At 64.5% G+C, this 23,498-nt stretch carries 21 protein-coding genes; 15 read left to right on the top strand and 6 right to left on the bottom strand.

Translation table 11 applies throughout. The annotated features are described in order from the left end of the window. The first annotated feature begins 140 nt into the window (after positions 1 to 140). From AC1ROT_RS22135 to AC1ROT_RS22110, 6 genes are all read left to right on the top strand, one after another. Positions 141 to 941 carry an undecaprenyl-diphosphate phosphatase gene (locus AC1ROT_RS22135; RefSeq protein ID WP_493001698.1) on the top strand — a complete coding sequence of 267 codons (801 nt, stop codon included), beginning with the start codon at positions 141 to 143 and terminating at the stop codon, positions 939 to 941. A gap of 32 nt (positions 942 to 973) precedes the next feature. Continuing rightward, positions 974 to 2,605, top strand: coding sequence for an AMP-binding protein (locus tag AC1ROT_RS22130; protein WP_493001697.1), 1,632 nt, complete (start codon positions 974 to 976; stop codon positions 2,603 to 2,605). Between the two features lie 222 nt (positions 2,606 to 2,827). Continuing rightward, entirely contained in the window at positions 2,828 to 3,871 is a 1,044-nt protein-coding gene (locus tag AC1ROT_RS22125; RefSeq protein WP_493001695.1) for a COX15/CtaA family protein, read from the top strand. 3 nt (positions 3,872 to 3,874) lie between these two features. Further along, complete coding sequence (gene cutA / locus AC1ROT_RS22120) at positions 3,875 to 4,201, top strand: divalent-cation tolerance protein CutA (RefSeq protein WP_493001693.1); 327 nt, start codon at positions 3,875 to 3,877, stop codon at positions 4,199 to 4,201. A gap of 76 nt (positions 4,202 to 4,277) precedes the next feature. Then, positions 4,278 to 4,967, top strand: a complete 690-nt coding sequence (gene msrA / locus AC1ROT_RS22115; RefSeq protein WP_493001691.1) for a peptide-methionine (S)-S-oxide reductase MsrA — start codon at positions 4,278 to 4,280, stop codon at positions 4,965 to 4,967. Positions 4,968 to 5,042: 75 nt separating this feature from the next. Beyond that, the gene (locus AC1ROT_RS22110) at positions 5,043 to 6,248 is read left to right on the top strand and encodes an MFS transporter (protein ID WP_493001689.1); all 1,206 of its coding nucleotides are present in this window, start codon (positions 5,043 to 5,045) and stop codon (positions 6,246 to 6,248) included. 1 nt (position 6,249) lies between these two features. Here AC1ROT_RS22110 and AC1ROT_RS22105 read toward each other — a convergent pair whose 3' ends face one another. From AC1ROT_RS22105 to AC1ROT_RS22095, 3 genes are read right to left on the bottom strand one after another with little or no spacing between them, the layout of a single operon-like run. Continuing rightward, on the bottom strand, positions 6,250 to 7,572 hold the full coding sequence (locus AC1ROT_RS22105; protein ID WP_493001688.1) for an O-acetylhomoserine aminocarboxypropyltransferase: 1,323 nt from the start codon (positions 7,570 to 7,572) through the stop codon (positions 6,250 to 6,252). A gap of 5 nt (positions 7,573 to 7,577) precedes the next feature. After that, positions 7,578 to 8,081, bottom strand: a complete 504-nt coding sequence (locus AC1ROT_RS22100; protein WP_493001686.1) for a CoA-binding protein — start codon at positions 8,079 to 8,081, stop codon at positions 7,578 to 7,580. A 2-nt stretch (positions 8,082 to 8,083) separates the two neighbouring features. Next, positions 8,084 to 8,890, bottom strand: a complete 807-nt coding sequence (locus tag AC1ROT_RS22095; protein ID WP_493001684.1) for an enoyl-CoA hydratase — start codon at positions 8,888 to 8,890, stop codon at positions 8,084 to 8,086. A 258-nt stretch (positions 8,891 to 9,148) separates the two neighbouring features. On the opposite strand from AC1ROT_RS22095, the gene galU reads away from it, so the two are divergent. Next, the gene (galU, locus tag AC1ROT_RS22090; protein ID WP_492973256.1) at positions 9,149 to 10,024 is read left to right on the top strand and encodes a UTP--glucose-1-phosphate uridylyltransferase GalU; all 876 of its coding nucleotides are present in this window, start codon (positions 9,149 to 9,151) and stop codon (positions 10,022 to 10,024) included. Positions 10,025 to 10,051: 27 nt separating this feature from the next. Next, complete coding sequence (locus tag AC1ROT_RS22085; protein WP_493001682.1) at positions 10,052 to 11,368, top strand: UDP-glucose dehydrogenase family protein; 1,317 nt, start codon at positions 10,052 to 10,054, stop codon at positions 11,366 to 11,368. 6 nt (positions 11,369 to 11,374) lie between these two features. On the opposite strand, the gene AC1ROT_RS22080 is transcribed toward AC1ROT_RS22085, so the two are convergent. The 3 genes from AC1ROT_RS22080 to AC1ROT_RS22070 form a co-directional block, all read right to left on the bottom strand. Further along, entirely contained in the window at positions 11,375 to 12,640 is a 1,266-nt protein-coding gene (locus AC1ROT_RS22080; protein WP_493001680.1) for an MFS transporter, read from the bottom strand. A gap of 206 nt (positions 12,641 to 12,846) precedes the next feature. Further along, on the bottom strand, positions 12,847 to 13,887 hold the full coding sequence (locus AC1ROT_RS22075) for an adenylate/guanylate cyclase domain-containing protein (protein ID WP_492973253.1): 1,041 nt from the start codon (positions 13,885 to 13,887) through the stop codon (positions 12,847 to 12,849). 148 nt (positions 13,888 to 14,035) lie between these two features. Beyond that, positions 14,036 to 15,259 (bottom strand): D-alanyl-D-alanine carboxypeptidase, encoded by a 1,224-nt coding sequence (locus AC1ROT_RS22070; RefSeq protein WP_493001678.1) that lies wholly within the window; start codon positions 15,257 to 15,259, stop codon positions 14,036 to 14,038. Positions 15,260 to 15,433: 174 nt separating this feature from the next. Between AC1ROT_RS22070 and AC1ROT_RS22065 the strand changes: the two genes are divergently transcribed. The 7 genes from AC1ROT_RS22065 to AC1ROT_RS22035 all read left to right on the top strand — a co-directional run bounded on the left by AC1ROT_RS22065 (position 15,434) and on the right by AC1ROT_RS22035 (position 23,492). Then, positions 15,434 to 16,186 (top strand): hypothetical protein, encoded by a 753-nt coding sequence (locus tag AC1ROT_RS22065; RefSeq protein WP_493001677.1) that lies wholly within the window; start codon positions 15,434 to 15,436, stop codon positions 16,184 to 16,186. Positions 16,187 to 16,368: 182 nt separating this feature from the next. Next, positions 16,369 to 16,833 (top strand): phasin family protein, encoded by a 465-nt coding sequence (locus tag AC1ROT_RS22060; RefSeq protein ID WP_492973250.1) that lies wholly within the window; start codon positions 16,369 to 16,371, stop codon positions 16,831 to 16,833. A 176-nt stretch (positions 16,834 to 17,009) separates the two neighbouring features. Beyond that, positions 17,010 to 17,339, top strand: a complete 330-nt coding sequence (gene clpS, locus AC1ROT_RS22055; RefSeq protein WP_492973249.1) for an ATP-dependent Clp protease adapter ClpS — start codon at positions 17,010 to 17,012, stop codon at positions 17,337 to 17,339. Between the two features lie 16 nt (positions 17,340 to 17,355). Beyond that, positions 17,356 to 19,737, top strand: coding sequence for an ATP-dependent Clp protease ATP-binding subunit ClpA (gene clpA, locus AC1ROT_RS22050; RefSeq protein ID WP_492973248.1), 2,382 nt, complete (start codon positions 17,356 to 17,358; stop codon positions 19,735 to 19,737). A gap of 158 nt (positions 19,738 to 19,895) precedes the next feature. After that, positions 19,896 to 21,494 carry an ABC transporter substrate-binding protein gene (locus AC1ROT_RS22045; protein WP_492973247.1) on the top strand — a complete coding sequence of 533 codons (1,599 nt, stop codon included), beginning with the start codon at positions 19,896 to 19,898 and terminating at the stop codon, positions 21,492 to 21,494. A gap of 70 nt (positions 21,495 to 21,564) precedes the next feature. Beyond that, positions 21,565 to 22,557, top strand: coding sequence for an ABC transporter permease (locus AC1ROT_RS22040; RefSeq protein ID WP_492973246.1), 993 nt, complete (start codon positions 21,565 to 21,567; stop codon positions 22,555 to 22,557). Next, the gene (locus AC1ROT_RS22035) at positions 22,554 to 23,492 is read left to right on the top strand and encodes an ABC transporter permease (protein WP_493001676.1); all 939 of its coding nucleotides are present in this window, start codon (positions 22,554 to 22,556) and stop codon (positions 23,490 to 23,492) included. The genes AC1ROT_RS22040 and AC1ROT_RS22035 overlap by 4 nt, the downstream gene beginning before the upstream one ends. The last annotated feature ends 6 nt before the right edge of the window (positions 23,493 to 23,498 follow it).

Below are 23,498 nucleotides of genomic sequence, written 5' to 3'. Positions count from 1 at the left end.
CGGCCCAGGATGGCTCGGTTTGGTCTCAGATGGCACGAGATGGCCAAAGATGGCGTTGCGCTGGTCCGGTTTGGCTCACTTTGGTCAAATCTGGCGCGAGTTGGCAGGTTTGCCAGCGAATTTCCCAAGGATTTCAATAAATGCTGATCGATTATTTGCAGGCCGCCTTCCTTGGCATCGTTGAAGGCCTGACCGAGTTCATCCCGGTCTCCTCCACCGGCCACCTGATCCTGCTGGTCGATCTGCTGGGCTTCGAGGGCCCGCCGGGCAAGGTGTTCGAGATCGCCATCCAGCTTGGCGCCATCCTGGCCATCTGCGTGGTCTACTGGCCCAGGCTCTGGGGCACGCTGTCGGGCCTGGGGCGCGACGACAAAGCCAACCGCTTCACCGTCAATGTGCTGTTCGGCTTCCTGCCGGCGCTGGTGATCGGCTTCTTCGCCCATGGCTTCATCAAGAGCGTGTTGTTCAATCCCTGGGTCGTGTCGGTGGCGCTGATCGTCGGCGGGCTGCTGATCCTGGTGATCGAACGCTTCACCGGCAAAGGCGAGGTGGAAAGCGTCGATGACTTCAAGTTCCGGCTCAGCCTGAAGATCGGCTTCCTGCAATGCCTGGCGATGATCCCCGGTGTGTCGCGTTCGGGCGCTACCATCATGGGCGCGCGCCTGCTGGGTGTGCAGCGCGCGGCGGCTGCGGAATTCTCGTTCTTCCTGGCGGTGCCCACCATGGTGGCGGCCACGGCCTACGACCTGTTCAAGAACTGGCAGAGCCTGACGCTGGATGGCGCCGGCCTGATCGCGGTCGGATTCATCACGGCCTTCCTCTGCGCTATGCTGGTGGTGCGCAGCGTGATCGCCTTCATCAACCGCTACGGCTTCGTGCCTTTTGCGTATTACCGTATCGTCATCGGCGCCGTGATGCTTGCCGTTCTGGTCCTGCGCTAGAAGAATGACAGAAAAGCCGGAGGAAACCGTTCATGCAGGGAGAAGGGCTGCCGCCCTCGGTCTACGCGGCCTTTAGGCAGAGCGCGCAGACGCACGCGCAGAGCAGTTTCCTCTGCGTGCCGGCACGGACCGGACTGGCTGAAGGACTGGAGCTGTCCTACGGCGCGGTGCTGGCCATCGTCGATGCGCTGAAGGATCGTTATGCCGCGGCGGGCTATGGCATCGGCCACCGCGTCGCCCTGCTGCTGGATATGCGGCCGGAATTCTTTTTCCATTACCTCGCGCTGAACGGGCTCGGCTGCGGCATCGTGCCGGTCAATCCCGACTACCGCCATGACGAGATGCTCTATCTGCTGGAGCATTCCGAAGCCGACCTCGCCATCGTGCTGCCGGGCCGTATCGCCGATCTGGAGGCTGTGGCGAAAGAGCGGACCGCCAAGCCGCTGCCGGTGCTGAACGGACTGGACATGCCGGCCGGCATTCCGTCGCCACAGACCAAGCCGCGTGCCGGCCTCCCGGATCACGATACCGAATATGCGCTGCTCTATACCTCGGGCACCACCGGCCGGCCCAAGGGCTGCGTGCTGACCAACTTCTACACGCTGAATGCTGGCGACTGGTATGCCCGGCTGGGCGGCCGCATGGTGATGCGACCGGCGCAGGAGCGCTTCTACAATCCGCTGCCGCTGTTCCACATGAATCACGGTGCCATCACGGTGGCCTGTGCCATCCTCGGTGCGCACTGCCTGATCCTCACCGAGCGCTTCAGCCCGACCCGCTGGTGGCCGGAGGTCGTGCAGACCGGGGCGACCATCATCCACTACCTCGGCGTTGTACCGCCGCTCTTGCTCAACCAGCCGGTCAGCGCGGAAGAAAAGCAGCATCGCGTGCGCTTCGGTTTCGGCGCCGGCGTCGAGCCGCAGTTGCACAAGCCGTTTGAGGATCGCTTCGGCTTTCCGCTCTGCGAGGTCTGGGGCATGACCGAGACCGGCCGCGTCTTCTGCGATTGCATCGAGCCGCGCCAGACCGACACGCGCGCCTTCGGCCGGCCGCTGCCCGGCCTGCAGGCGATGGTGGCCGGCGATGATGGCGCCGAGCTGCCGCGCGGGCAGGAGGGCGAGTTGCTGGTGCGCCATTCGGCCGCCACGCCACGATATGGTTTCTTCGCGGGCTACCTGAAGAATGACGCAGCCACCGAAGAGGCCTGGAGGGGCGGCTGGTTCCATACCGGCGACGTGGTGCGGCAGGCCGAAGACGGCATGCTGTATTTCGTCGACCGCAAGAAGAACATCATTCGCCGCTCGGGCGAGAATATCGCCGCCGCCGAGATCGAGGCCTGCCTGCAGGCGCATCCGGACGTGGCGCAGGTGGCGGTGCTGGCGGCGCCCGACGAGATCCGCGAAGAGGAAGTGATGGCCTGCATCGTGCCCATGAAGCCTAGAGAGGGGGCGGGGCAGGCGGGCGATGCCGCGCTGGCCGAGGCGCTGTTCGCCTGGTGCTTCGAGCGGCTGGCCTATTTCAAGGCGCCGGGCTGGGTGCTGTTCGTTGACAGCCTGCCCACCACCGGCACCCAGAAGGTGCAGAAGACGCAGATTTTTCAGGCCGGCGAGGACCCGCGCCAGCGGCCGGGGATTATCGATCTGCGGGCGCGGAAGAAGCGGTAATCCAGTCGTCATGCCACGGCGAAGCCGTGGTATCCACGACTTGGGATATGCTGAGGAAGACGTGGATGCCACGCCCGGGGCGCGGCATGACGAAACGGGGAGAATGGTGGCGGAGGCAGGTTTGAACCGCCGACCCGTGCGACATTATACGCGTATGCCCCGGCCTTGACCCGGCCGGGGTCCCGGTCTTTGTTCTGGACCGGATCGATTGAGGGACACGACATGGCGACGACGATTACGGCAATGGTGAGCGAGCGGCGGCAGCAGGATGCCCGCGCCGTGGCGCTGTGGCTGTTTGCCGTCGCCGGCCTGGTGGCGCTGATGGTTGTCATCGGCGGACTGACACGCCTCACTGAATCCGGTCTGTCGATGGTGGAATGGAAACCGATCACCGGCTGGCTGCCGCCGCTGTCGGAGACCGCCTGGGCCGCGGAGTTCGAGAAGTACAAGCAGTTCCCCGAATATCAGAAAGTGAATATCGGGATGACGCTGGAGGGCTTCAAAGGCATCTTCTGGCTGGAATACATCCATCGTTTGCTCGGTCGCCTGATCGGCGTCGCCTTTGCCATTCCGATGATCCTGTTCTGGATCGGCGGTCGCATTCCCGCCGGCATGAAACCGCATCTGCTGCTGATGTTCGTGCTCGGCGGCAGCCAGGGCGCGCTCGGCTGGTTCATGGTCGCCAGCGGCCTGGTCGACCATCCCGATGTCAGCCACTACCGGCTCACCGCCCATCTCGGCCTGGCCTTCCTGATCTATGCCTATCTGCTCTGGGGCGCGCTGTCGCTGGTGCGTCACCATCGCATGGTGTCGGCGAAGGGCGGCGGCATCGCCGCGCTGCTCACCATCGTGGTGTTCCTGCAGGTGCTGTCCGGCGGTCTGGTCGCCGGTATGAATGCCGGTCTGGCGCATAACACCTGGCCGCTGATGGACGGCGCCTTCATTCCCGACGGCCTGTTGATCGCCGAGCCCTGGTGGATCAACCTTTTCGAGAATGCGATGACCGTGCAGTTCCAGCATCGCATGCTGGCCTATACCGTCTTCGTGCTGGCGCTGGTCACCTCGATTACGCTGAAAGGCCGGGCGCCCACCGGCCTGCGTCATGGCCTGCTCGGCATCGTGTTGCTGCAGGTCGGCCTCGGCATCGCCACGCTGCTGCAGCATGTGCCGGTGGCGCTCGGCACTCTGCACCAGGCCGGCGCCGTCGCCGTGCTGACCGTCGCCGTGGCGCTGTGGCATGACCGCGCGCTCGGCAGCTATGACTGACACATGACAGAGATTGTCCTGCTCTACTGCACGGCGCCCAGCCTCGACGACGCCGAGGTGATCGCCGAGGCCGTGGTCTCGCAGCGACTGGCTGCCTGCGCCAACATCATTCCCGGCATGCGCTCGGTCTACTGGTGGGATGGCAAGCTGACGCGCGGCGAGGAAGCGGTGCTGATCCTCAAGACCCGTCCCGACCTGGTGGAGGCCGCGAGCGCCGCAGTCAAGGCCGCCGGCAGCTACAGCGTGCCCTGCATCCTGCCGCTGGACGTCGGGCAGGGCGGCAACCCGGATTACATCGCCTGGCTGTTGGCTGAGACCAGGAAGGCCTGACCACAGTTTCGTGATGCGGCCTTCCAAAGCCGCAGGTGCAGATTACATCTTTGTCGCGCCATCACCGGGGCCCGCCATGTTCAGATTGACCACCATCGCGCGTTTCACTGCAGCCCTGCTGCTGGTTGCCATGCCCGTATCGGCCTTCGAAGCCGGCCGCGCCATCCCTGCGCCTGTGACCGATGTGGCCATGCCGGCGGCACCCTCGGCTGTCGCGGTCTTTGCCGGCGGCTGCTTCTGGGGCGTGCAGGGCGTGTTCCAGCATGTGGAGGGCGTCACCAGCGCCGTCTCGGGCTATGCCGGCGGCGACCAGGCTTCGGCCGACTACAAGAAGGTCAGCGCCGGCGTCACCGCCCATGCCGAGGCGGTGCAGGTGACCTACGATCCGCGCAAGATCTCTTACGGCCGGTTGCTGCAGATCTACTTCTCCGTCGCCCATAACCCGACCCAGCTCAACCGCCAGGGACCCGATATCGGTCCGCACTACCGCTCGACCATCTTCCCGCAGGATGTGGAACAGGCGACCGTGGCCAGGGCCTATATCGCCCAGCTCAACCAGGCGAAGGCCTTCGACAGGCCGGTGGTGACCACCATCGAGCCGGACCGGGCTTTCTACCCGGCCGAGGACTATCACCAGGACTACATGACCCTGCATCCGAACCAGCCCTATATCGCCATCAACGACCTGCCCAAGATTGCTGAGCTGAAGCGCTTCTTCCCGGCGGTTTATCGCGACAAGCCTGTGCTGGTGAAGGCCGGCTCCTGATTGTTGCGGTACATTTTCGGGCTTGCCTGAGCGGGCCGGGGGCGTAGTCTTCCCGGTATCCCCAGGAGAGTCGTTATGTCCCGTTATTCCGGTTTCCTGACGCTGACCTTCTCCAGCGTCGCCCATACCTTTTCCCATCTGTTCACGCTGCTCTACGCCACCGTGGTGCTGGTGCTCGAGCGCGAATGGGGCCTGGGCTACGACGCGCTGTTCGCGCTCTCGATCCCGATGAGCGTGCTGTTCGGCGCCGCAGCACTGCCCGCCGGCTGGCTGGGCGACAAGTGGAGCGCGTCTGGCATGATGGCGCTGTTCTTCCTCGGCGTCGGCGCCTTTTCGATCCTCACCGGCTTTGCCGACAGCCCGCTGACCATCGGCCTGGGACTGGCCGGCATCGGGCTGTTCGCCGCGATCTATCATCCGGTCGGCATCCCGTGGCTGGTGCGCAATGCCGTCAACCGCGGCCGCGCGCTCGGCATCAACGGCGTCTTCGGTTCGGTCGGCACGGCGGCCGCCGCCATCGTCGCCGGCCTGCTCGCCGATCTCTATGGCTGGCGCGCCGCCTTCATCATTCCTGGCATCCTCTGTCTGATCGTCGGCATCTTCTTTGTCTGGGCGCGGCAGTCGAACCTGCTGCTGGATCGCGGCGACGATCTGGTGCCGAGCGCACCGCCGGGCAAGAGCGACATCTGGCGCGTCTTCTGGGTGATGTCGGCCACCATGCTCTGCACCGGGCTGATCTTCCAGGCCACGGCCTTTGCACTGCCCAAGGTGTTCGACACGCGGCTCTCAGGGCTGTTCAACGACAGCATGCTCGGCATCGGCGGCATGGTCACCATTGTCTACACCGCCTCGGCGCTGTCGCAGATCGTCGGCGGCGAGCTGGCCGACCGCTACGCGCTGCGCAGCGTCTATGCCGCCGTGCAGTGGCTGCAGATTCCGGTGATCCTTGGCGCCATGCTGCTGATCCACCCGGCGCTGGTGCCGGTGGCGGCGCTGATGGTCAGCCTCAATGTGGCGGGGCAGGCAGCCGAGAATTCGCTGCTGGCGAAATACACCCCGCCGCAATGGCGCGGCCGCGCCTTCGGCGCCAAATTCGTGCTGACGCTCGGCGTGTCGTCGCTCGGCGTGGCGGTGATCCCGGTGATCTACCGCGTCACCGGCACGCTGGATGCGCTGTTCCTGCTGCTGGCCGCCGCCGCTGCCGGTGCCGGCATCTTCGCGCTGCTGCTGCCGCGCGAGAAGGCCGAAGCGGCGGCGCCTGTCATGCAGGCGGCCGAGTAGGTCACACCGCGTTCAGGGCCTTATCGAGGTCCTTGATCAGGTCGGCCACATCCTCGATGCCGATGGACAGCCGGATCACATCGTCGCCGGAGCCTGCCGCGGCGCGCTGCTCAGGGCTGAGCTGGCGATGGGTGGTGGAGGCCGGGTGGATCACCAGGCTGCGCGTGTCGCCCACATTGGCCAGATGCGAAAAGATCTGCACGGTATCGACGAATTTCAGGCCGGCTGCATAGCCGCCCTTGAGGCCGAAGGTGAAGACCGAGCCGGCGCCCTTGGGCATGTAGGCCTGAGCCAATTTATAATACTTGTCGCCCTTCAGGCCGGCGTAAGACACCCAGGCGACCTTCGGATGCTTGGACAGGAACTCCGCCACGGCCAGCGCATTGTCGCAATGCTTGCGCATGCGGAGCGACAGCGTCTCCATGCCGGTCAGGATCATGAAGGCGTTGAAGGGCGAGATGGCGGGCCCGAGGTCGCGCAGCGAGATCACGCGGCAGGCGACGGCAAAGGCCATGTCGCCGAAGGTCTCCCAGAAGGTGAGGCCGTGATAAGCCGGCGAGGGCTTGGAGAGATGGGGGAACTTGTCGTTCTGGCCCCAGTCGAACTTGCCGGAATCGACAATCACGCCGCCCATCGAATTGCCATGGCCGCCGAGGAACTTGGTGGCCGAATGCAGCACGATATCGGCGCCATGCTCGATCGGGCGGCACAGATAGGGCGAGGCCATGGTGTTGTCGATGATCAGCGGGAGGCCGTTGCGATGGGCGATCTCGGCCAGCGCCGCAATATCGGCAATCACGCCGCCCGGATTGGACAGGCTTTCGGCATAGATGGCCTTGGTTCTGGGCGTGATCGCTGTCTCGAAACCGACGAGGTCGTCGGGATCGACGAAGGTGGTGTGCCAGTCGAAGCGCTGGAAGCTGACACCGAGCTGGGTGATCGAACCGCCATAGAGCTTGCTGGAGGCGACGATATGGTCGCCCGGATTCATCAGCATATGGAAGGCGACGAGCTGCGAGGCATGGCCGGTGGCCACCGCGGTGGCGGCGCGGCCGTTCTCTAAGGCAGCGACCTTCTGCTCCAGCACCGCCGTGGTCGGGTTGGTCAGGCGGGTATAGATGTTGCCGAAGCTCTGCAGGTTGAACAGCGAGGCGGCCTGGTCGGCATCCTCGAACACAAAAGCCGTGGTCTGGAAGATCGGCGTCGAACGCGCACCGGTGGTCGGGTCGGGTGCGGTGCCGGCATGGACCTGCAGGGTGTCGAAGCCATAAGGCGAGGTGTTCTCTGCCGCGCGGTTGTCGGCAGTCTTCTTGGTGTCAGCCATAATATTTAAATCCGGCGATTGCGCTTGGAATTGATGACCCGGGTGTTCACACCCATCCAGCCGATTTCCTGGCTCAGGCGTCCGTATTCGATCTTGGGGCAGCGGTTCATCACCACCGCCAGGCCGGCCGCTTCGGCCGTCTCTGCCGCCGCGTCATTGCGGACGCCAAGCTGCAGCCACAGCACCTTCGCGCCGATCCGGATCGCCTCGTCGGCAATCGGCGGGATGGCGTCGGAATTGCGGAAGCAGTCGACCATGTCGACCTTCACCGGAATCTCGGTCAGGGCGGCATAGACCTTCTCGCCCAGGATATCCTTGCCGGCCTCGCGCGGGTTCACCGGGATGACGCGGTAGCCCTTCTGCTGCAGGTATTTCATCGCAAAGAAGGACGGCCGGTTCCAGTTGGCGCTGGCCCCCACCATGGCGATGACATTCACCTTGCGCAGGATGCGGCGGATATACTCGTCGTCGTAATGGTCGTGATCGATCTTTTCCAAAACGGCACTCATCCTCAGCGACCCTCCCATTTCGGGTCGCGCTTTTCGATAAAGGCATCGATGCCTTCCTCGGCATCGCGGGCCAGCATGTTCTGGGTCATCACCTGGCTGGCATAGTCATAGGCCTGGGCCAGCGGCATCTCGAGCTGGCGGTAGAAGGCCTCCTTGCCGATCTTCACCGTCAGCGGCGACTTGGCGGCGATCTGTGTGGCCAATGCGAGGGCTGCTTCAGCCAAGGCAGCTTCCGGCACCACGCGGTTGACCAGGCCGATCTCGGCGGCGCGGGCGGCCGGCAGCAGGTCGCCGGTCAGCAGCATCTCCAGGGCATGCTTGCGCGAGACGTTGCGCGACAGCGCCACCATCGGCGTGGAACAGAACAGCCCGATATTGACGCCGGGTGTGGCGAAGCGGGCGCTGTCGGCGGCCACCGCCAGGTCGCAGCTCGCCACCAGCTGGCAGCCGGCGGCCGAGGCCACGCCATGCACCTGGCCGATCACCGGCTGGGGCAGGGCGACGATCGACTGCATCAGTACCGAGCACTGGCGGAACAGGGCTTCATACTGCCGACGGCCGGGGTTGGCGCGGACTTCCTTCAGGTCGTGTCCGGCGCAGAAGCCCGGGCCGCTGGCGGCCAGGATCACAGCTTTGACACTGCGGTCGGCCTTGATGGCGTCCAGTTCGGCCTGCAGGGCGGCCATCAGGCCGGTCGACAGGCTGTTATAGGCCTGCGGGCGGTTGAGGGTCAGGCGGACAATGCCGGCGGCGGGCTGGTCGCGCAGGACGGGCGCGGGCTGCTGGTCAAGGTCGGGCGCGGCGGACACGGGCCTTCTCCGTAACGTTTCCTGATCGGGTGAGTCCTTATGATAGGTGGTCGGGGCCGTCCGGGGAAGGCGGCGCGCCCCGGCTTGGCCCCTCTGCAGGAGCCGTATTTCCGCCCCATTACCCGGGCAGGAAAGGGGGGCCGGGCGGGCAGCGGCCCCGTTGCGTGCCATGCGAGGGCATCGTAAAACCGCGCCGTAGGCCCTGTTCGAATCGTCCGGTCCGAACCGACCGCCAACCAAGAAGAAAGTCCTGCACCCATGATCCGTCCGATCCGCAAAGCCGTGTTTCCTGTCGGTGGCCTCGGCACCCGTTTTCTGCCCGCCACCAAGGCGATGCCGAAGGAGATGCTGCCGGTGGTCGACAAGCCGCTGATCCAGTATGCCGTGGAAGAGGCGCAGGCCGCCGGCATCGAGGAATTCATTTTCGTCACCGGCCGCGGCAAGCAGGCGATCGAGGATCATTTCGACCGCTCCTACGAGCTGGAAGACACGCTGAAGGAGCGCAGCAAGACCGAGCTGCTCGACCTGATCAACAGCTGGATGCCCAAGGCGGGTGCGGTGTCGTATACCCGGCAGATGGAACCGATGGGCCTGGGCCATGCCGTGCGCTGCGCCAAGTCGCTGGTCGGCGACGAGCCCTTCGCGGTGCTGCTGGCCGACGACCTGATCCTGTCGAAGCGCGGCTGTCTGGCCGAGATGGTCGAAGCCTATAACAAGGTCGGCGGCAACATGATTGCCGCCATGGATGTGCCGCATGAGCACACCAAGCGCTACGGCGTGATTTCGCCGGGCAAGGATGCCGACAAGCTGGTGGAAGTGAAGGGCCTGGTGGAAAAGCCGAGCCCGGACAAGGCGCCCAGCCGCACCGCCGTGATCGGCCGCTATATCGTGCAGCCCCAGGTCTTCGATCATCTCGACAAGGTGCAGCGTGGCGCCGGTGGTGAGATCCAGCTGACTGACGCGCTGGCCCGCATGATCGGCGAAGTGCCATTCCACGGCCTGCGCTTCAGCGGCACGCGCTATGACTGCGGCGACAAGATCGGCTTCCTGCATGCCAATATCGCCTTCGCGCTCGACCGTCCGGACATGCGCAAGGATGTCACCGAAATCCTGCAGGGTTACAAAACGCTTTAATCGACGGCTGAGCCGGGGGAACAGACTATGCGTGTAGCGATGATCGGCACCGGCTATGTCGGCCTGGTGTCGGGGACCTGTTTCTCCGAGTTCGGCCATACCGTCACCTGTGTCGACAAGAACCCCGACCGCATCGCCAGCCTGCTGCGTGGCGAAAGCCCGATCTTCGAGCCGGGCCTGGACGATCTGGTCGCCCGCAATGCCAAGGCCGGCCGGCTGTCCTTCACCCAGGATATCAAGACCGCGGTGGCCAATGCCGATGCGGTGTTCATCGCGGTGGGCACGCCGTCGCGGCGCGGCGATGGCGAGGCCGACCTGTCCTATGTCTACGCCGCCGCCAAGGAAATCGCGGAATCGCTGACCCATTATACGCTGGTGGTGACCAAGTCGACCGTGCCGGTCGGCACCGGTCGCGAGGTCGAGCGCATCATCCGCGAAACCCGGCCTGATGCCGAATTCGAAGTGGCGTCCAATCCGGAATTCCTGCGCGAGGGCGCGGCCATCGAAGACTTCATGCGGCCCGACCGCGTGGTCTGCGGCGCCGAGAGCGACCGGGCGCGGGAGCTGCTGCGCGCCCTGTACCGGCCGCTCTATATCAACGAGACGCCGATCCAGTTCACCGCGCTGGAAACCGCCGAGCTGATCAAATACGCCGCCAATGCCTTCCTGGCGACCAAGATCACCTTCATCAACGAGATCGCCGATCTCTGCGAGAAGGTGAATGTGAACGTCCAGGACGTGGCGCGCGGCATCGGCCTGGACGGCCGCATCGGCGGCAAGTTCCTGCATGCCGGCCCGGGCTACGGCGGCTCGTGCTTCCCGAAGGATACCAACGCGCTGGCCGCCACCGCCCGCAAGTATGCCGCGCCGCTGCGCATCATCGAGACGGTGATCGATGTCAACGACAAGCGCAAAAGCCGCATGGCCGAGAAGGTGATCGCGGCCTGCGGCGGCAGCGTCAAGGGCAAGACCATCGGCGTACTGGGTCTGACCTTCAAGCCCGAGACCGACGACATGCGCGACAGCCCGAGCCTGGATATCGTTCCGGCGCTGCAGTCTGCCGGCGCCACCATCCGCGCCTTCGATCCCGAAGGCATGCATGAGGCGCAGAAGCTGCTGAAGGACATCACCTGGTGCCAGGACGCCTATGACGTGGCGACCGGCGCCGATGGGCTGGTGCTGATTACCGAGTGGAACCAGTTCCGCGCCCTGGACCTGGTCCGGTTGAAGACCCTGCTGAAGCAGCCGCTGCTGGTCGACCTGCGCAACGTCTACAAGCCCACGGAGATGCAGCAGGCCGGCTTCACCTATCACTCGGTCGGCCGGCCTCCGGTCAAGCCGTAAGGCGGTTCAGCCGGCGGGCCGTTCTTCGGTCCGTCGCGGCAGCAGGTACCAGCCCAGCGCCAGCAGCAGCAGGCCCAGCGCCAGGCCGAAGGCCCACTGATAGGCCTCGGTCGGGTAGTTGCCATTGGCGCCGCGCGGCCACAGGCCGATCAGCCAGCCCATGCCGGCCTGGGCGAAGAAGGTGAAACCGAACACCACGCCGTTGAGCAGGGTGTTGACCCGGCCGGCCTGTTCCAGGGTGAACTGTCCGCTCAGGATCGGGTAGGCGAGTGCCGTGGTGTTGCTCAGAATCCCGAAGGCGATCCACAGCAGCGGGTTGGTCGGCGACCAGCCGGCGCATAAGACCAGCAGCACCACGGCATAAAGTGCCACACCCCAGACCATGGTGCGGCCCAGCGGAATGCCGCGCCGCTGCAGCCGGTCGGCGGCGATGCCGGTCAGCGTGAAGCCGGCGGTGAGCGCCGCGGCCACCACGAACAGCACCTGCGCCGTGGCGGCGCGGTCCAGCCCGCCGACATCACGCAGGTAGGGGGCGGCCCACAGGCCTTGGATCGACATGCCGCTGGCCATGCCCATCATCGAGACCGGAGCGATGCGCCAGAACCGGCGGTCGGCCAGGAACTGGCCGCATTCGCGCAGCTGGGTGCCGAGGCTGCTGGTCGCAACCGGGCTGGTGCGTTCACGCTCGGGTACCACGAAGAAGATGGCGGCCGAGGCGAAAACGGTCATCACCGCCAGGCCCCAGAACAGCACCGTCCAGTGATAATGCTCCAGCGCCAGTTCCACCGGCAGGGTGGCAGCCAGCGCGCCCAGCCCGCCGGCGGTCATGAACACGCCATTGGCCAGTGCCCAGCGGTCCTTGGGCAGCCACAGCGCAATCGCCTTCATGGCCGACATCAGGCCGCCGGCCACGCCTAAGCCGACCAGCGCGCGGCCGATGACGAGATGCGTCAGCCCGCTGCCGATCGCGAAGACCACGGCGCCGAGTGCGGCAGAGAGCAGCAGGCAGGCCTGCACCCGGCGCGGGCCGAAGCGGTCGAGCAGGATGCCGAGCGGCAGCTGGAAGAGGGAGAAGGTGACGAAATAGGCCGCCGTCAGCGTGCCGAGATCGGCGGCGCCGATCCCCAGGTCGCGCTGCAGGTTCGGCGCGATCACGGCATTCACGCTGCGGAACAGGTAGGACATGAAATAGCCGCAGGCGAATGGCAGCAAAACGCGGCCGGCCACGAAGGCCATGCCGGGACTGGACAGACTCGGATTGGAAAGGGCCATCACCCTCGCTCCTCGTTTGGTTGTGCCGTCCTGTCGGTCTGGGTGACCAGACAGAGGGAAGCAACCAAGGGGCGGGATGCCATGCCATCCGCAATGCGGGACGGCAAATCAGGGCTTCGGGCGTTGGCGATATTAAGACGGGCTGACCGGTTTGTCAGCGCAGATACACCGGACATTTCCTCGAACTCTTTTTTGTTTTTTCGTACTCAGGCGATGCGGTACAGGTCGATGGATACAGTCTTGCCCGGCAGGGTGAAATTGCCAAGCGCGCTGGCCGTCAGGCCGGCAGGCAGGGGGGCCGCGGCCAGCGCCTCGGCCGAGGCGATGATGCTGTCGGACAGGCCCTTCGACACCACTTCTATCTTGGCCGTGGTGTTGACGGTATCACCCAGCAGGACGATTTCGCGCTTCACCTCGCCCATTTCGCCGGCCACCACCGGGCCCGCATGCAGGATGGCGCGGAAGTCGGGCGCGACGCCGAACTCGGCGCGGTAGCGGTCGGCCAGCTGGGCGAAACGCTGGCGGGCGGCGATCACGGCGGCATAGGCCCCGGCAGGATCCTTGCCGCCCTCCAGCGGCCAGGTGACGATCATCTCGTCGCCGACGTATTTATGGATGATGCCGCCCCAAGCGAGCACCGGCTCGGTCAGGTCGCTGAAGAAACGGTTCAGCAGGCTGTGGAAGGCCATGTCGCCGATCGTCTCGGCGATGGCGGATGAGCCGCGCATGTCGAAAAAGACCAGCAGGCGGTGTTCCAGCCGTGGCCGATGGTAGCGCCCGCGCAGCATGTTGCCCATCACGCCCGGGCCCAGCAGCAGCGACATTTCCATGGTGAAGTTGATCAGCAGCGCGAAGCCGACCGAGAAGACGAAGGTGACGGCGGTGATCCGGTTCAGGCCGAAGCCCGGATCACCGGGCGCGCCCAGCAGGCTGCTGCCGATGAAGTCGCCGCCCAGGATGGCGCCGATATAGACGACCTCCTTGATTGCCAGAAGCTGCCAGAACGGCTTGCGGCGCAAACCGTTCGTGCCTTCCACGACATAGAGTTCGAAATAGGCGATGGCGCTGCTGACCAGCAGGCCGGTGAAGCCGCCGCGCAGCGTGCCGTGCACCAGGGTGTGAAGGCCAAGGGTATTGTCCAGGATGACGCCGACGGCGGTGCCGTAGCCGGCCCCCAGCAGGACGCCCAGCGCCATGAACATGACCAGCATGGTCTGGCGGCGGCGTTGGGTATGGGTCATGTCCATGGGGCGGAGTCTGGCACCTGGGATGCGGCGTGAAAAGCCGCAGCGGCGGGGAGATGGGTCAGCAGGCGGTACGCAGCCTGGCAGGAAACGAAACGGGCCGCGGTGACATCGGTCACCGCGGCCCGGATTGTCCGGCTATGCCGGTGGATCAGGCGTCGGGCGATACGACCGAGCAGGTCATTTTTTCGCGCTTCAGCTGTTCGCAGGCCTGGCGGGCATCGGCCTGGGTCAGGCCGGTGAGGCGGGCGCGGTACAGCGTGATCTTGTTGCCTGCATCGACGGCGTCAACCAGCGGCTCGGCCGCCGGCAGCTTGCCGCGCGCCTTGTTGACCAGCTTTTCGGCGGCGGCAGCCTGGCGGAAGGCGCCCAGCTGCACGGCCCATTCGCCGTTTTTGGCCGAAGCGGCGGCGGCCGGCTTCTTGCTGCCCTTCTTGGCCTTGGCCGGTGCGGGGGCCGGGGTGGCGGCTTCGGCACTGGAGATCAGGCCGAAATGGCGATCGGGCTTGCTGCTGTCGGCCATGACCGGCGCGTTGGTGTCGCCGTTCTCGATCTTGTCGAAGGCAGCATCCAGCAGCTTGATCATCTGGTTGTCGCGGGCGACCACGCTGGAGCCGCCGAAGACCACGCCGATCACCCGGCGGCCGTCGCGCTTGGCCGAGGCCACCAGGTTGAAGCCCGAGGCGCGGATGAAGCCGGTCTTGATGCCGTCGACGCCTTCGTAGCGCTTCAGCAGGTGGTTATGGTTGTTGAAGACCTTGTCGTTCCACTCGAATTCCGGGGTCTGGAAATACGCGTAGTAATTCCGATGGTTCTTCAGCAGGGCGAGCGCCAGCACCGACATGTCGCGGGCGGTGGTCTTCTGGCCCGGATTGGGCAGGCCCGACGCGTTCTTGAAGGTGGTGCTGGTCATGCCGAGCTGGCGGGCGCGGCGGGTCATCATGTCGGCGAAGACGGCTTCGTTGCCGCCGGCGATGGCTTCGCCCAGGGCGACCGTGGCATCGTTGGCCGACTTGGTGACGGCAGCCAGGATGGCGTCTTTGACGAACAGCGTCTGACCGGGGGTCAGGCCGATGGCGGACGGGGCCTGAGTGGCGGCATGGGGCGACACCGGGATGCGCTGCTCCAGTTTCAGGCGGCCGTCCTTCAGGGCGTCGAACGCCATGTACAGCGTCATCATCTTGGTCAGCGATGCCGGGTAGCGCGCGGTGTCGGCTTCATGGGCATGCAGCACCCGGCCGGTATCCGCGTCGACCACGATGGCCGAATAGCCGGCGGCCTGGACCTGACCGGCGAATACAATGGTGAGCAGGGTGAAACAGATTGTTACAAGACCTGGCAGAATCCGCCCCTTGGCCGCACACTTTGCCTTCATTATGCCTTCCTCGGTTGCCCTGATACTGGCCGGCGACCGGGAGCCCCCCAAGCCGCGAATCGGATGCAGGATATTAACCACAGCACCCCTTGTCCAGCGCGTTGTGCACTAACAAATTGAATCTGTTCAGATTCAATCAGCCGTGCGGCTGCTACTTCTCAGGATGTGAAGCTTATGTCGACGACCTTTAAGAAAGTATTGGCGCGGTCGATGGCCGCTATGGCCCTGGCGACCGGCCTGGCCGCCTGCGCCGCCCAGGGGCCGACGGACAACCCGCTCAGCCGCAGCCTGACCTGGGAACGCTATGTCGGTGGCGACGACCTGGCCCGCAGTTGCACGCCTGGCCAGCCGGCCCGCTACCGGCTGGTCTACAATGGCCGCCAGGATCACCAGCAGAAGACCTACGACTTTTCGGCCCAGCCCGATGGTGGCGCCATGCTGGAGGCCCGGGTGATCGGGCGGGGCAACCTGAACGATCCGAAGACCCCGCTGTCGATCACCGATCCCTTCGGCCCCTGGCGGGGCCCCCAGGCCCTGTACCGCCTCAGCCCGGCCGAAATGGAGAAGGTCAAGGCGGCCCTGGCAGCCACCGGCTTCGATGCGCCGGCGCCGAACGGGCTGTTCCTGCGGGGCGATACCTTCTACTGGACCGCCAGCGCCTGCCGGGACGGGCAGTTCCACTTCCAGGCCTGGGCCTGGCCGTCGCCGGAATTCGACCGCATGGCGGTGCCGCTGATCGAAGCGCTCGCCCCCTATGACAAGACCGGGGTGGCGACCATGCGGCCCTTCGAAATCCCGCTGCCGCCCTACAGCAGTTTCCTGGACGACCGCGGCCAGTCCGGCGCGGTTTCAACCGGCGAAACGCCCCACCGCTACCAGGTCGGTCCGAACGGGCTGCGCTACAGCCAAGGCATCCTGTTCAACTGATTTTACCGGATTTCAGCCGATTCTATTGCGTTGCACAAGATTTTTGTGCAGCGCAACATTTTTCTGTTGACGGGTACCAGAAGTATGCCTAAATTCAAGGCGTGCAGTGCAGCATATTGCAGTCCCCGCTGAAGGCGGGTCTGGCCCCGTTACAAACCCGGACAAGCAAGGACAAGAACCCCATGTCGACCAAAGCCAAGACCAAGATCGAAACCGAAGCCCTCAACGGCACCCCCTACGAGTCGATGATCGTCGCCTCGAAGGAGCAGGTGGAAAAGGCCCTCAAGGCCAGCACCGAAGCGCTCGAGACCGCCATGTCGGCCGGCAAGGAGCAGGTGGATGCCATCGTCAGCGCCGGCAATGTCGCCGCCAAGGGCTTTGAGACCATCAACGCCGAAGTGATCGCCTACAGCAAGAGCAGCATCGAAGAGCAGATTTCTGCCGCCAAGGCGATGATGGGTGCCAAGACCCTGCAGGAATTCATCGAGCTGCAGAACGATTACGCCAAGAGCGCCTTCGAGGCCTATACCGCTTACAGCACCAAGCTGAGCGAAGTGGCCACCAAGGTTGCGCAGGACGCTTTCGCGCCGATCAATGCGCAGGTCCAGGCCACCGTCGAGAAGATGGTGAAGCCGCTCGCTGCCTGATCTGCGACGGCTTGATCGCCGTCACATTTCCTCCCCAGCGTCAGTAGCGTTTCCGGGCCCGGCTGCAAAGCCGGGCCTTTTTTTGTCCCAAGGGTGCTGGTAATTTTAACCTGTGGGGCCATATCATCCTCCGTGCACCACATTGTTGCGGTGCCGCAGTACTGCTGGATTGAGGCATGAGCGAACGGGACGGACGTGACGGGCGCGGGCGCACCGAAGTCGGCGTGGTCACAAAGACCCGGCCGAAAACACAGAAGCCACCCATGTACAAGGTGCTTCTGCTGAACGACGATTACACGCCGATGGAGTTCGTCGTGCATGTCCTCGAGCGCTTTTTCAACAAGGCGCGCGAGGATGCGACCCAGATCATGCTGCATGTCCACCAGAAGGGCGTCGGGATTTGTGGCGTCTTTACCTACGAAGTAGCAGAGACCAAAGTAACCCAGGTGATCGATTTCGCGCGCCAGCACCAGCATCCGCTGCAGTGCACGATGGAACGCGACTGAGGGAGGCGTCTGACGTATGGCTTCATTCTCCCGGACATTGGAACAGACCCTGCATCGCGCGCTGTCGCTCGCCGGTGCCAAGAAACATGAATTTGCCACCCTCGAGCACCTGCTCTTCGCCCTGACCGAAGACCAGGACGCGATTGCCGTCCTGCGGGCCTGCAATGTCGATGTGGAAAAGCTGCGCCAGCGGATCGGCACCTTTATCGATGAGGATCTGCGCGGCCTGGTGGTCGGCGCCCCTCAGGATGCCAAGCCGACGCTCAGCTTCCAGCGCGCTGTGCAGCGGGCGCTGTTCCATGTGCAGTCGTCCGGCCGCGAGGAAGTGACCGGCGCCAATGTGCTGGTGGCGATCTTCTCCGAGCGCGAAAGCCATGCCGTGCATTTCCTGCAGGAGCAGGACATGACCCGCCTGGATGCCGTCAGCTATATCAGCCATGGCGTCGCCAAGTCGCCGGGCCGCGGCGACCGCCGGCCGGTGCGCGGCGCCGACAGCGATGTCGAGCAGCGGGCCGAGCGTGCCGACCGGTCGGATCGCGATCGTGAGCGGACCGACCGTGGCGGTCCCAAAGACAAGGACAAGGAGGCGCTGAGCGCCTACTGCGTCAACCTCAACGAGAAGGCCAAGGCGGGCAAGATCGACGCCCTGATCGGCCGCGAGGCCGAACTGGAACGCACCATCCAGATTCTGTGCCGCCGCACCAAGAACAACCCGCTTTACGTGGGCGATCCCGGCGTGGGCAAGACCGCCATCGCCGAAGGGCTGGCGCGCCGCATCGTGCGCGCCGAGGTCCCCGACATCCTGAAGGATGCCGTGATCTATGCACTGGACATGGGCAGCTTGCTGGCCGGTACGCGCTATCGCGGTGATTTCGAGGAACGTCTCAAGCAGGTGATGCAGGAGCTGGAAAGCCAGCCCGGCTCGATCCTGTTCATCGACGAGATCCACACCGTGATCGGCGCCGGCGCCACCTCGGGCGGCGCCATGGATGCGTCGAACCTGCTGAAGCCGGCGCTCGCCTCGGGCGCGCTGCGCTGCATCGGCTCGACGACCTATAAGGAGTTCCGGTCCTATATCGAGAAGGACCGTGCGCTGCTGCGCCGCTTCCAGAAGATCGACGTCAACGAGCCGACCCCGGCCGATGCCATCAAGATCCTGAAGGGCATCAAGGGCTATTACGAACAGCACCATGGCGTGCGCTACACCGAGGATGCCATCAAGGCGGCGGTGGAGCTGTCGTCGAAATACATCAACGACCGCAAGCTGCCCGACAAGGCGATCGATGTGATCGACGAGGTCGGTGCGGCCGAGCTGATGAAGCCGGAAAGCAAGCGCCGCAAGACCATCGGCGTGAAGGAGATCGAGGCCATTGTCGCCAAGATCGCCCGCATCCCGCCCAAGTCGGTCTCGCGCGAGGACAAGGAGTCCCTGCGCAGCCTGGATGCCGACCTGAAGCGCGTGGTCTATGGCCAGGATCAGGCCATCGATGCGCTGGCCAGCGCCATCAAGCTGTCCCGCGCCGGCCTGCGCGAACCGGAGAAGCCAATCGGCAACTACCTGTTCTCAGGCCCCACCGGCGTCGGCAAGACCGAAGTCGCGCGCCAGCTCGCCACCATCATGGGCGTCGAGCTGATCCGCTTCGACATGTCGGAATACATGGAACGCCACAGCGTCAGCCGCCTGATCGGTGCGCCGCCGGGCTATGTCGGTTTCGACCAGGGCGGCCTGCTGACCGATGCGGTTGACCAGCATCCGCATTGCGTGTTGCTGCTCGACGAAATCGAGAAGGCCCATGGCGACCTGTTCAACATCCTGCTGCAGGTGATGGACCACGGCAAGCTGACCGACAACAACGGCAAGCATGTCGATTTCCGCAATGTCGTGCTGATCATGACCACCAATGCCGGTGCGTCGGAAATGTCGAAGAATGCCATCGGTTTCGGCCGCGACATGAAGGAAGGCGAAGACGAAGAGGCGATCAAGCGCCTGTTCACGCCGGAATTCCGTAACCGTCTGGACGCGGTGATTCCCTTCGCGGCGCTGGCACCGGAAGTCATCAACCGGGTGGTCGACAAGTTCGTCGCCCAGCTGGAAGGCCAGCTCGCCGACCGCAACGTGACGGTCGCCCTGACCGACGAGGCCCGGGCATGGCTGGCCGAGCGCGGCTATGACAAGCTCTATGGCGCCCGGCCGCTCAGCCGGGTGATCCAGGAGCATATCAAGAAGCCGCTGGCCGACGAGCTGCTGTTCGGGCAGTTGGCCAAGGGCGGCCATGTGCTGGTCAAGGTGGTCGAGGACAAGCTGGCCTTCGAGTTTACCGCCGAAAAGGGCGGGAAGGGCGGCGGTGGCTCGGCCGATGGGGCGCCGGACGGCAAGGTGCCGGAATACGCGCACTGATCCCTGCCGCCACGTCACAGGCGGCGAGTCCGTAGACATAAATTCTCCATAAAATTACAGTGTTGGTCATGTGATGCCGGCCGGGGTCCCCCGGCCGGCATCCAGACAAACCGCACGTTCTGTGCACGGACCTAAAAAACGACAACAGGAGGCTGTTTATGGCCGTATTCCGATTGAAGGCTGCGCTGCTTGCCGGCGCGCTATCCCTCGCTCTGCCGCTGGTCGCCGCGCCGGCTCTTGCCCAGGGCAAGGTGCTGCGCTGGGCCAGCCAGGGCGATTACCTGACCATGGACCCGCATAGCCAGAATGAAGGTCTGACCCGCACGGGCAGCTTCCAGAGCTATGAAGGCCTGGTCGGCTACAGCGCCGATCTGAAATTCGTCCCGGCGCTCGCCACTTCGTGGAAGGCGGTCGACACCACCACCTGGGAATTCAAGCTGCGCCAGGGCGTGAAGTTCCATGACGGCAGCGACTTCACCGCCGATGACGTAGTGTTCTCGGTGAAGCGCGCCCAGCATGCGAATTCGGACTTCAAGACCTATATCGCCAGCGTCAAGGAAGTGAAGAAGATCGATGCGCAGACCGTGCATGTGATCACCGATGGCGCCAATCCGATCCTGCCCAACCAGATCGCCAACATCTTCATCATGTCGAAGGCCTGGGCGGAGAAGAACAACGCGGTCAATCCGCAGTCCTATAAGGACAAGGAAGAGACCTTCGCGGTCCGTAATTCCAACGGCACCGGTCCCTTCGTGATGAAGCTGCGCGAACAGGACGTGCGCACCACCTTCACCAAGAATGCGACCTGGTGGGGTCTGAAGGACAACCCGCATAACATCGACGAGATCGTCTACACCCCGATCACCACGCCGGCGACCCGCGTCGCCGCACTGGTCTCGGGCCAGCTCGACTTCGTGCTCGACGTGCCGGTGCAGGACGTGGAGCGCGTCAAGCGCTCGGCCGGCCTGCAGGTGAAGAAGACCAACGAAATCCGCACCATCTTCCTGGGTCTCGATGTTGGCAGCCCGGAACTGAAGTACGGCGACGTGAAGGGCAAGAACCCCTTCGCCGACAAGCGCGTGCGCCAGGCCATGTATCACGCCATCGACATGAACGCGATCGTGCAGAAGGTGATGCGCGGCGACGCCGTGGCGGCCGGCATGATCACCTCGCCGGGCGTGCATGGCTACGACAAGGCGCTGGACAAGCGTCTGCCCTTCGACCTTGCCAAGGCCAAGGCGCTGATGACGGAAGCCGGCTATGCGAACGGCTTCGGCATCAAGCTGGACTGCTCGAACGACCGCTACGTGAATGACGAAGGCATCTGCCAGGCCGTGGTCGGCATGCTGGCGCAGATCGGTATCAAGGTCGATCTGGCGGCCCAGTCGAAGACCCTGCATTTCCCCAAGCTGCAGAAGAAGGACACCTCCTTCTATCTGGTCGGCTGGGGCGTGCCGACCTTCGACAGCCATTATGTCTTCTCGTATATGGCTCAGACGCCCGACGGCAAGAACGGCAGCTGGAACTTCACCAACTATACGAACCCCAAGCTGGACGGCATGATCAATGGCATGCTGAGCGAGCTGGACCAGGGCAAGCGTGACAAGCTGATCCACGACGCCTGGACCATCCTCAATGACGAGATCATCTACCTGCCGCTGCACCATCAGGTGCTGAACTGGGCGATGAGCGAAAAGCTGGACATGCCGATCATTGCCGACAATGTGCCGCGTTTCCATTTCGCCAAGATGAAGTAAGATTGTCGCCGCCCCGGCCAAGATTGAGTTGAATTGGCCGGGGCGGCACTCTTTTTAAAGTACACGCCCCATGCTCGGTTATATTGTCGGACGGCTGTCCCAGGCGGTCGCAGTGATGCTGGCTGTCGCCCTGGTCGCCTTCATGCTGTTCAATTACGTTGGCGATCCGATCAACAACATGGTCGGTCAGGATGCCACCACGGTGGATCGGGCAGAGCTGCGCGATCAGCTCGGCCTCAACGACCCCGCCATCATCCAGTTCGGCCGTTTCCTCGGGAATGCCGCCCAGGGCAATTTCGGCCTGTCCTACCGCATGAAGCGGCCGGTGGCGGTGCTGATCCAGGAGCGCCTGCCGGCAACCCTGGAGCTGGTCTTCCTGTCGGCTCTGCTGGCGCTCGTCGTCGGAATTCCGCTCGGCGTCTATACGGCGTTGCGCCGCGACGGCTGGCTCAGCCGCGTGGCGTTGACCACCAGTCTGGTCGGGGTGTCGCTGCCCACCTTCGTGATCGGCATCGGCCTGATCTACCTGTTCTCGGTGCAGTTCGACCTGCTGCCCAGTTTCGGGCGCGGCCAGGTGGTTTCGCTGGGCTGGTGGAGCACGGGCTTCCTGACCAAGTCGGGCTGGGCTGCCATCGTCATGCCGGCGATCACACTCAGCCTCTACCAGCTCACCCTGGTGCTGCGCCTGGTGCGCACCGAGATGCTGGAAGTGCTGCGCACCGACTACATAAAATTCGCCCGGGCCCGGGGCCTGAGCAACCGCATCGTACATTTCCGCCATGCGCTGAAGAACACCATGATGCCGGTGATCACCATCATCGGCCTGCAGATCGGCGGCCTGATCGCCTTTTCCATTGTCACCGAAACCGTGTTCCAGTGGCCGGGCATGGGTCTGCTGTTCATCCAGGCGGTCGGCTTTGCCGATATTCCGGTGATGGCGGCCTATCTGGTCATGGTGGGAGTCATGTTCGTGGTACTCAACCTGGCGGTCGACCTGACCTACTTCCTGATCGATCCGCGTCTGCGGGTGGATCGTGCAAAAGCGGCGGGGAAGGCCACATGAGCGCCGCTCCGATGAACACGCCCCTGGCCATGGTGCGCCGCTGGATCGACAGCGATCTGGCCTACAGTTTCCGGCGCTCGCCGTCGGTGGTGGTCTCGGCCATCGTGGCGCTGACTATCATCCTGGCGGCGGTGCTGGCGCCGCTGGTGTCGCCGTTCAACCCGTTCGACCCCGGCGCGCTCAAGCTGATGGATGCCTTCACGCCGCCATCCTGGACGGATGAGGGCAAGGCCGCTTACCTGCTCGGCACCGACGATCAGGGACGCGATCTTTTTTCCACCATTCTTTACGGCAGTCGTATTTCGCTGCTGGTCGGCTTTGCCGCGATTGCCTTTGCGGCGGTGTTCGGCACGCTGATCGGCGTGCTCTGCGGCTATCGCGGCGGTTGGCTCGATGTGATCGTGATGCGCACAGCCGATGTGCAGCTCACCATTCCAAGCATCCTGATCGCGCTGACCATCGATGGCGTCACCCGCACGGCGCTGCCGCGCGAACTGCATAATGAAATCGCCATCTTCGTGCTGATCTTCGCGATTGGAATCGCTGACTGGCCGCAATTCGCCCGTGTTGCCCGTTCAGCGGCGCTGGTGGAACGCAGCAAGGATTATGTCGCCGCCGCCCGCGTGATCGGCCAGCCCTCCTGGGTGATCGTACTGCGCCATGTGCTGCCCAACACGCTGGGGCCGGTTCTGGTGCTGGCTACGGTCGGCCTGGCGCTGGCGGTGCTGTCGGAGGCGACGCTCAGCTTCCTTGGGGTCGGCGTGCCACCCACGCAGCCATCGCTCGGCACACTCATCCGCGTCGGGCAGAGCTATCTGTTCAGCGGCGAATGGTGGATCACCTTCTTCCCGGCGCTCACCCTGGTGCTGCTGGTGCTGGCGGTGAACGTGCTGGGCGACTGGCTGCGCGACGCCCTGAATCCCAAGCTGCGCTGAACGCTC

The sequence above is a fragment of the Ferrovibrio sp. GW821-FHT12E11 genome, from assembly GCF_058806975.1.
The sequence above is the reverse complement of the archived record's forward strand: the minus strand, read 5'-3'. Positions and strand labels throughout refer to the sequence as shown.

Excerpts from the sequence above, each read along its gene's own strand:
- AC1ROT_RS22135 (WP_493001698.1), top strand. The coding sequence starts at position 141 with ATGCTGATCGATTATTTGCAGGCCGCCTTCCTTGGCATCGTTGAAGGC.
- AC1ROT_RS22130 (WP_493001697.1), top strand. The coding sequence starts at position 974 with ATGCAGGGAGAAGGGCTGCCGCCCTCGGTCTACGCGGCCTTTAGGCAG.
- AC1ROT_RS22125 (WP_493001695.1), top strand. The coding sequence starts at position 2,828 with ATGGCGACGACGATTACGGCAATGGTGAGCGAGCGGCGGCAGCAGGAT.
- cutA (WP_493001693.1), top strand. The coding sequence starts at position 3,875 with ATGACAGAGATTGTCCTGCTCTACTGCACGGCGCCCAGCCTCGACGAC.
- msrA (WP_493001691.1), top strand. The coding sequence starts at position 4,278 with ATGTTCAGATTGACCACCATCGCGCGTTTCACTGCAGCCCTGCTGCTG.
- AC1ROT_RS22110 (WP_493001689.1), top strand. The coding sequence starts at position 5,043 with ATGTCCCGTTATTCCGGTTTCCTGACGCTGACCTTCTCCAGCGTCGCC.
- AC1ROT_RS22105 (WP_493001688.1), bottom strand. The coding sequence starts at position 7,572 with ATGGCTGACACCAAGAAGACTGCCGACAACCGCGCGGCAGAGAACACC.
- AC1ROT_RS22100 (WP_493001686.1), bottom strand. The coding sequence starts at position 8,081 with ATGAGTGCCGTTTTGGAAAAGATCGATCACGACCATTACGACGACGAG.
- galU (WP_492973256.1), top strand. The coding sequence starts at position 9,149 with ATGATCCGTCCGATCCGCAAAGCCGTGTTTCCTGTCGGTGGCCTCGGC.
- AC1ROT_RS22085 (WP_493001682.1), top strand. The coding sequence starts at position 10,052 with ATGCGTGTAGCGATGATCGGCACCGGCTATGTCGGCCTGGTGTCGGGG.
- AC1ROT_RS22080 (WP_493001680.1), bottom strand. The coding sequence starts at position 12,640 with ATGGCCCTTTCCAATCCGAGTCTGTCCAGTCCCGGCATGGCCTTCGTG.
- AC1ROT_RS22075 (WP_492973253.1), bottom strand. The coding sequence starts at position 13,887 with ATGGACATGACCCATACCCAACGCCGCCGCCAGACCATGCTGGTCATG.
- AC1ROT_RS22070 (WP_493001678.1), bottom strand. The coding sequence starts at position 15,259 with ATGAAGGCAAAGTGTGCGGCCAAGGGGCGGATTCTGCCAGGTCTTGTA.
- AC1ROT_RS22065 (WP_493001677.1), top strand. The coding sequence starts at position 15,434 with ATGTCGACGACCTTTAAGAAAGTATTGGCGCGGTCGATGGCCGCTATG.
- AC1ROT_RS22060 (WP_492973250.1), top strand. The coding sequence starts at position 16,369 with ATGTCGACCAAAGCCAAGACCAAGATCGAAACCGAAGCCCTCAACGGC.
- clpS (WP_492973249.1), top strand. The coding sequence starts at position 17,010 with ATGAGCGAACGGGACGGACGTGACGGGCGCGGGCGCACCGAAGTCGGC.
- clpA (WP_492973248.1), top strand. The coding sequence starts at position 17,356 with ATGGCTTCATTCTCCCGGACATTGGAACAGACCCTGCATCGCGCGCTG.
- AC1ROT_RS22045 (WP_492973247.1), top strand. The coding sequence starts at position 19,896 with ATGGCCGTATTCCGATTGAAGGCTGCGCTGCTTGCCGGCGCGCTATCC.
- AC1ROT_RS22040 (WP_492973246.1), top strand. The coding sequence starts at position 21,565 with ATGCTCGGTTATATTGTCGGACGGCTGTCCCAGGCGGTCGCAGTGATG.
- AC1ROT_RS22035 (WP_493001676.1), top strand. The coding sequence starts at position 22,554 with ATGAGCGCCGCTCCGATGAACACGCCCCTGGCCATGGTGCGCCGCTGG.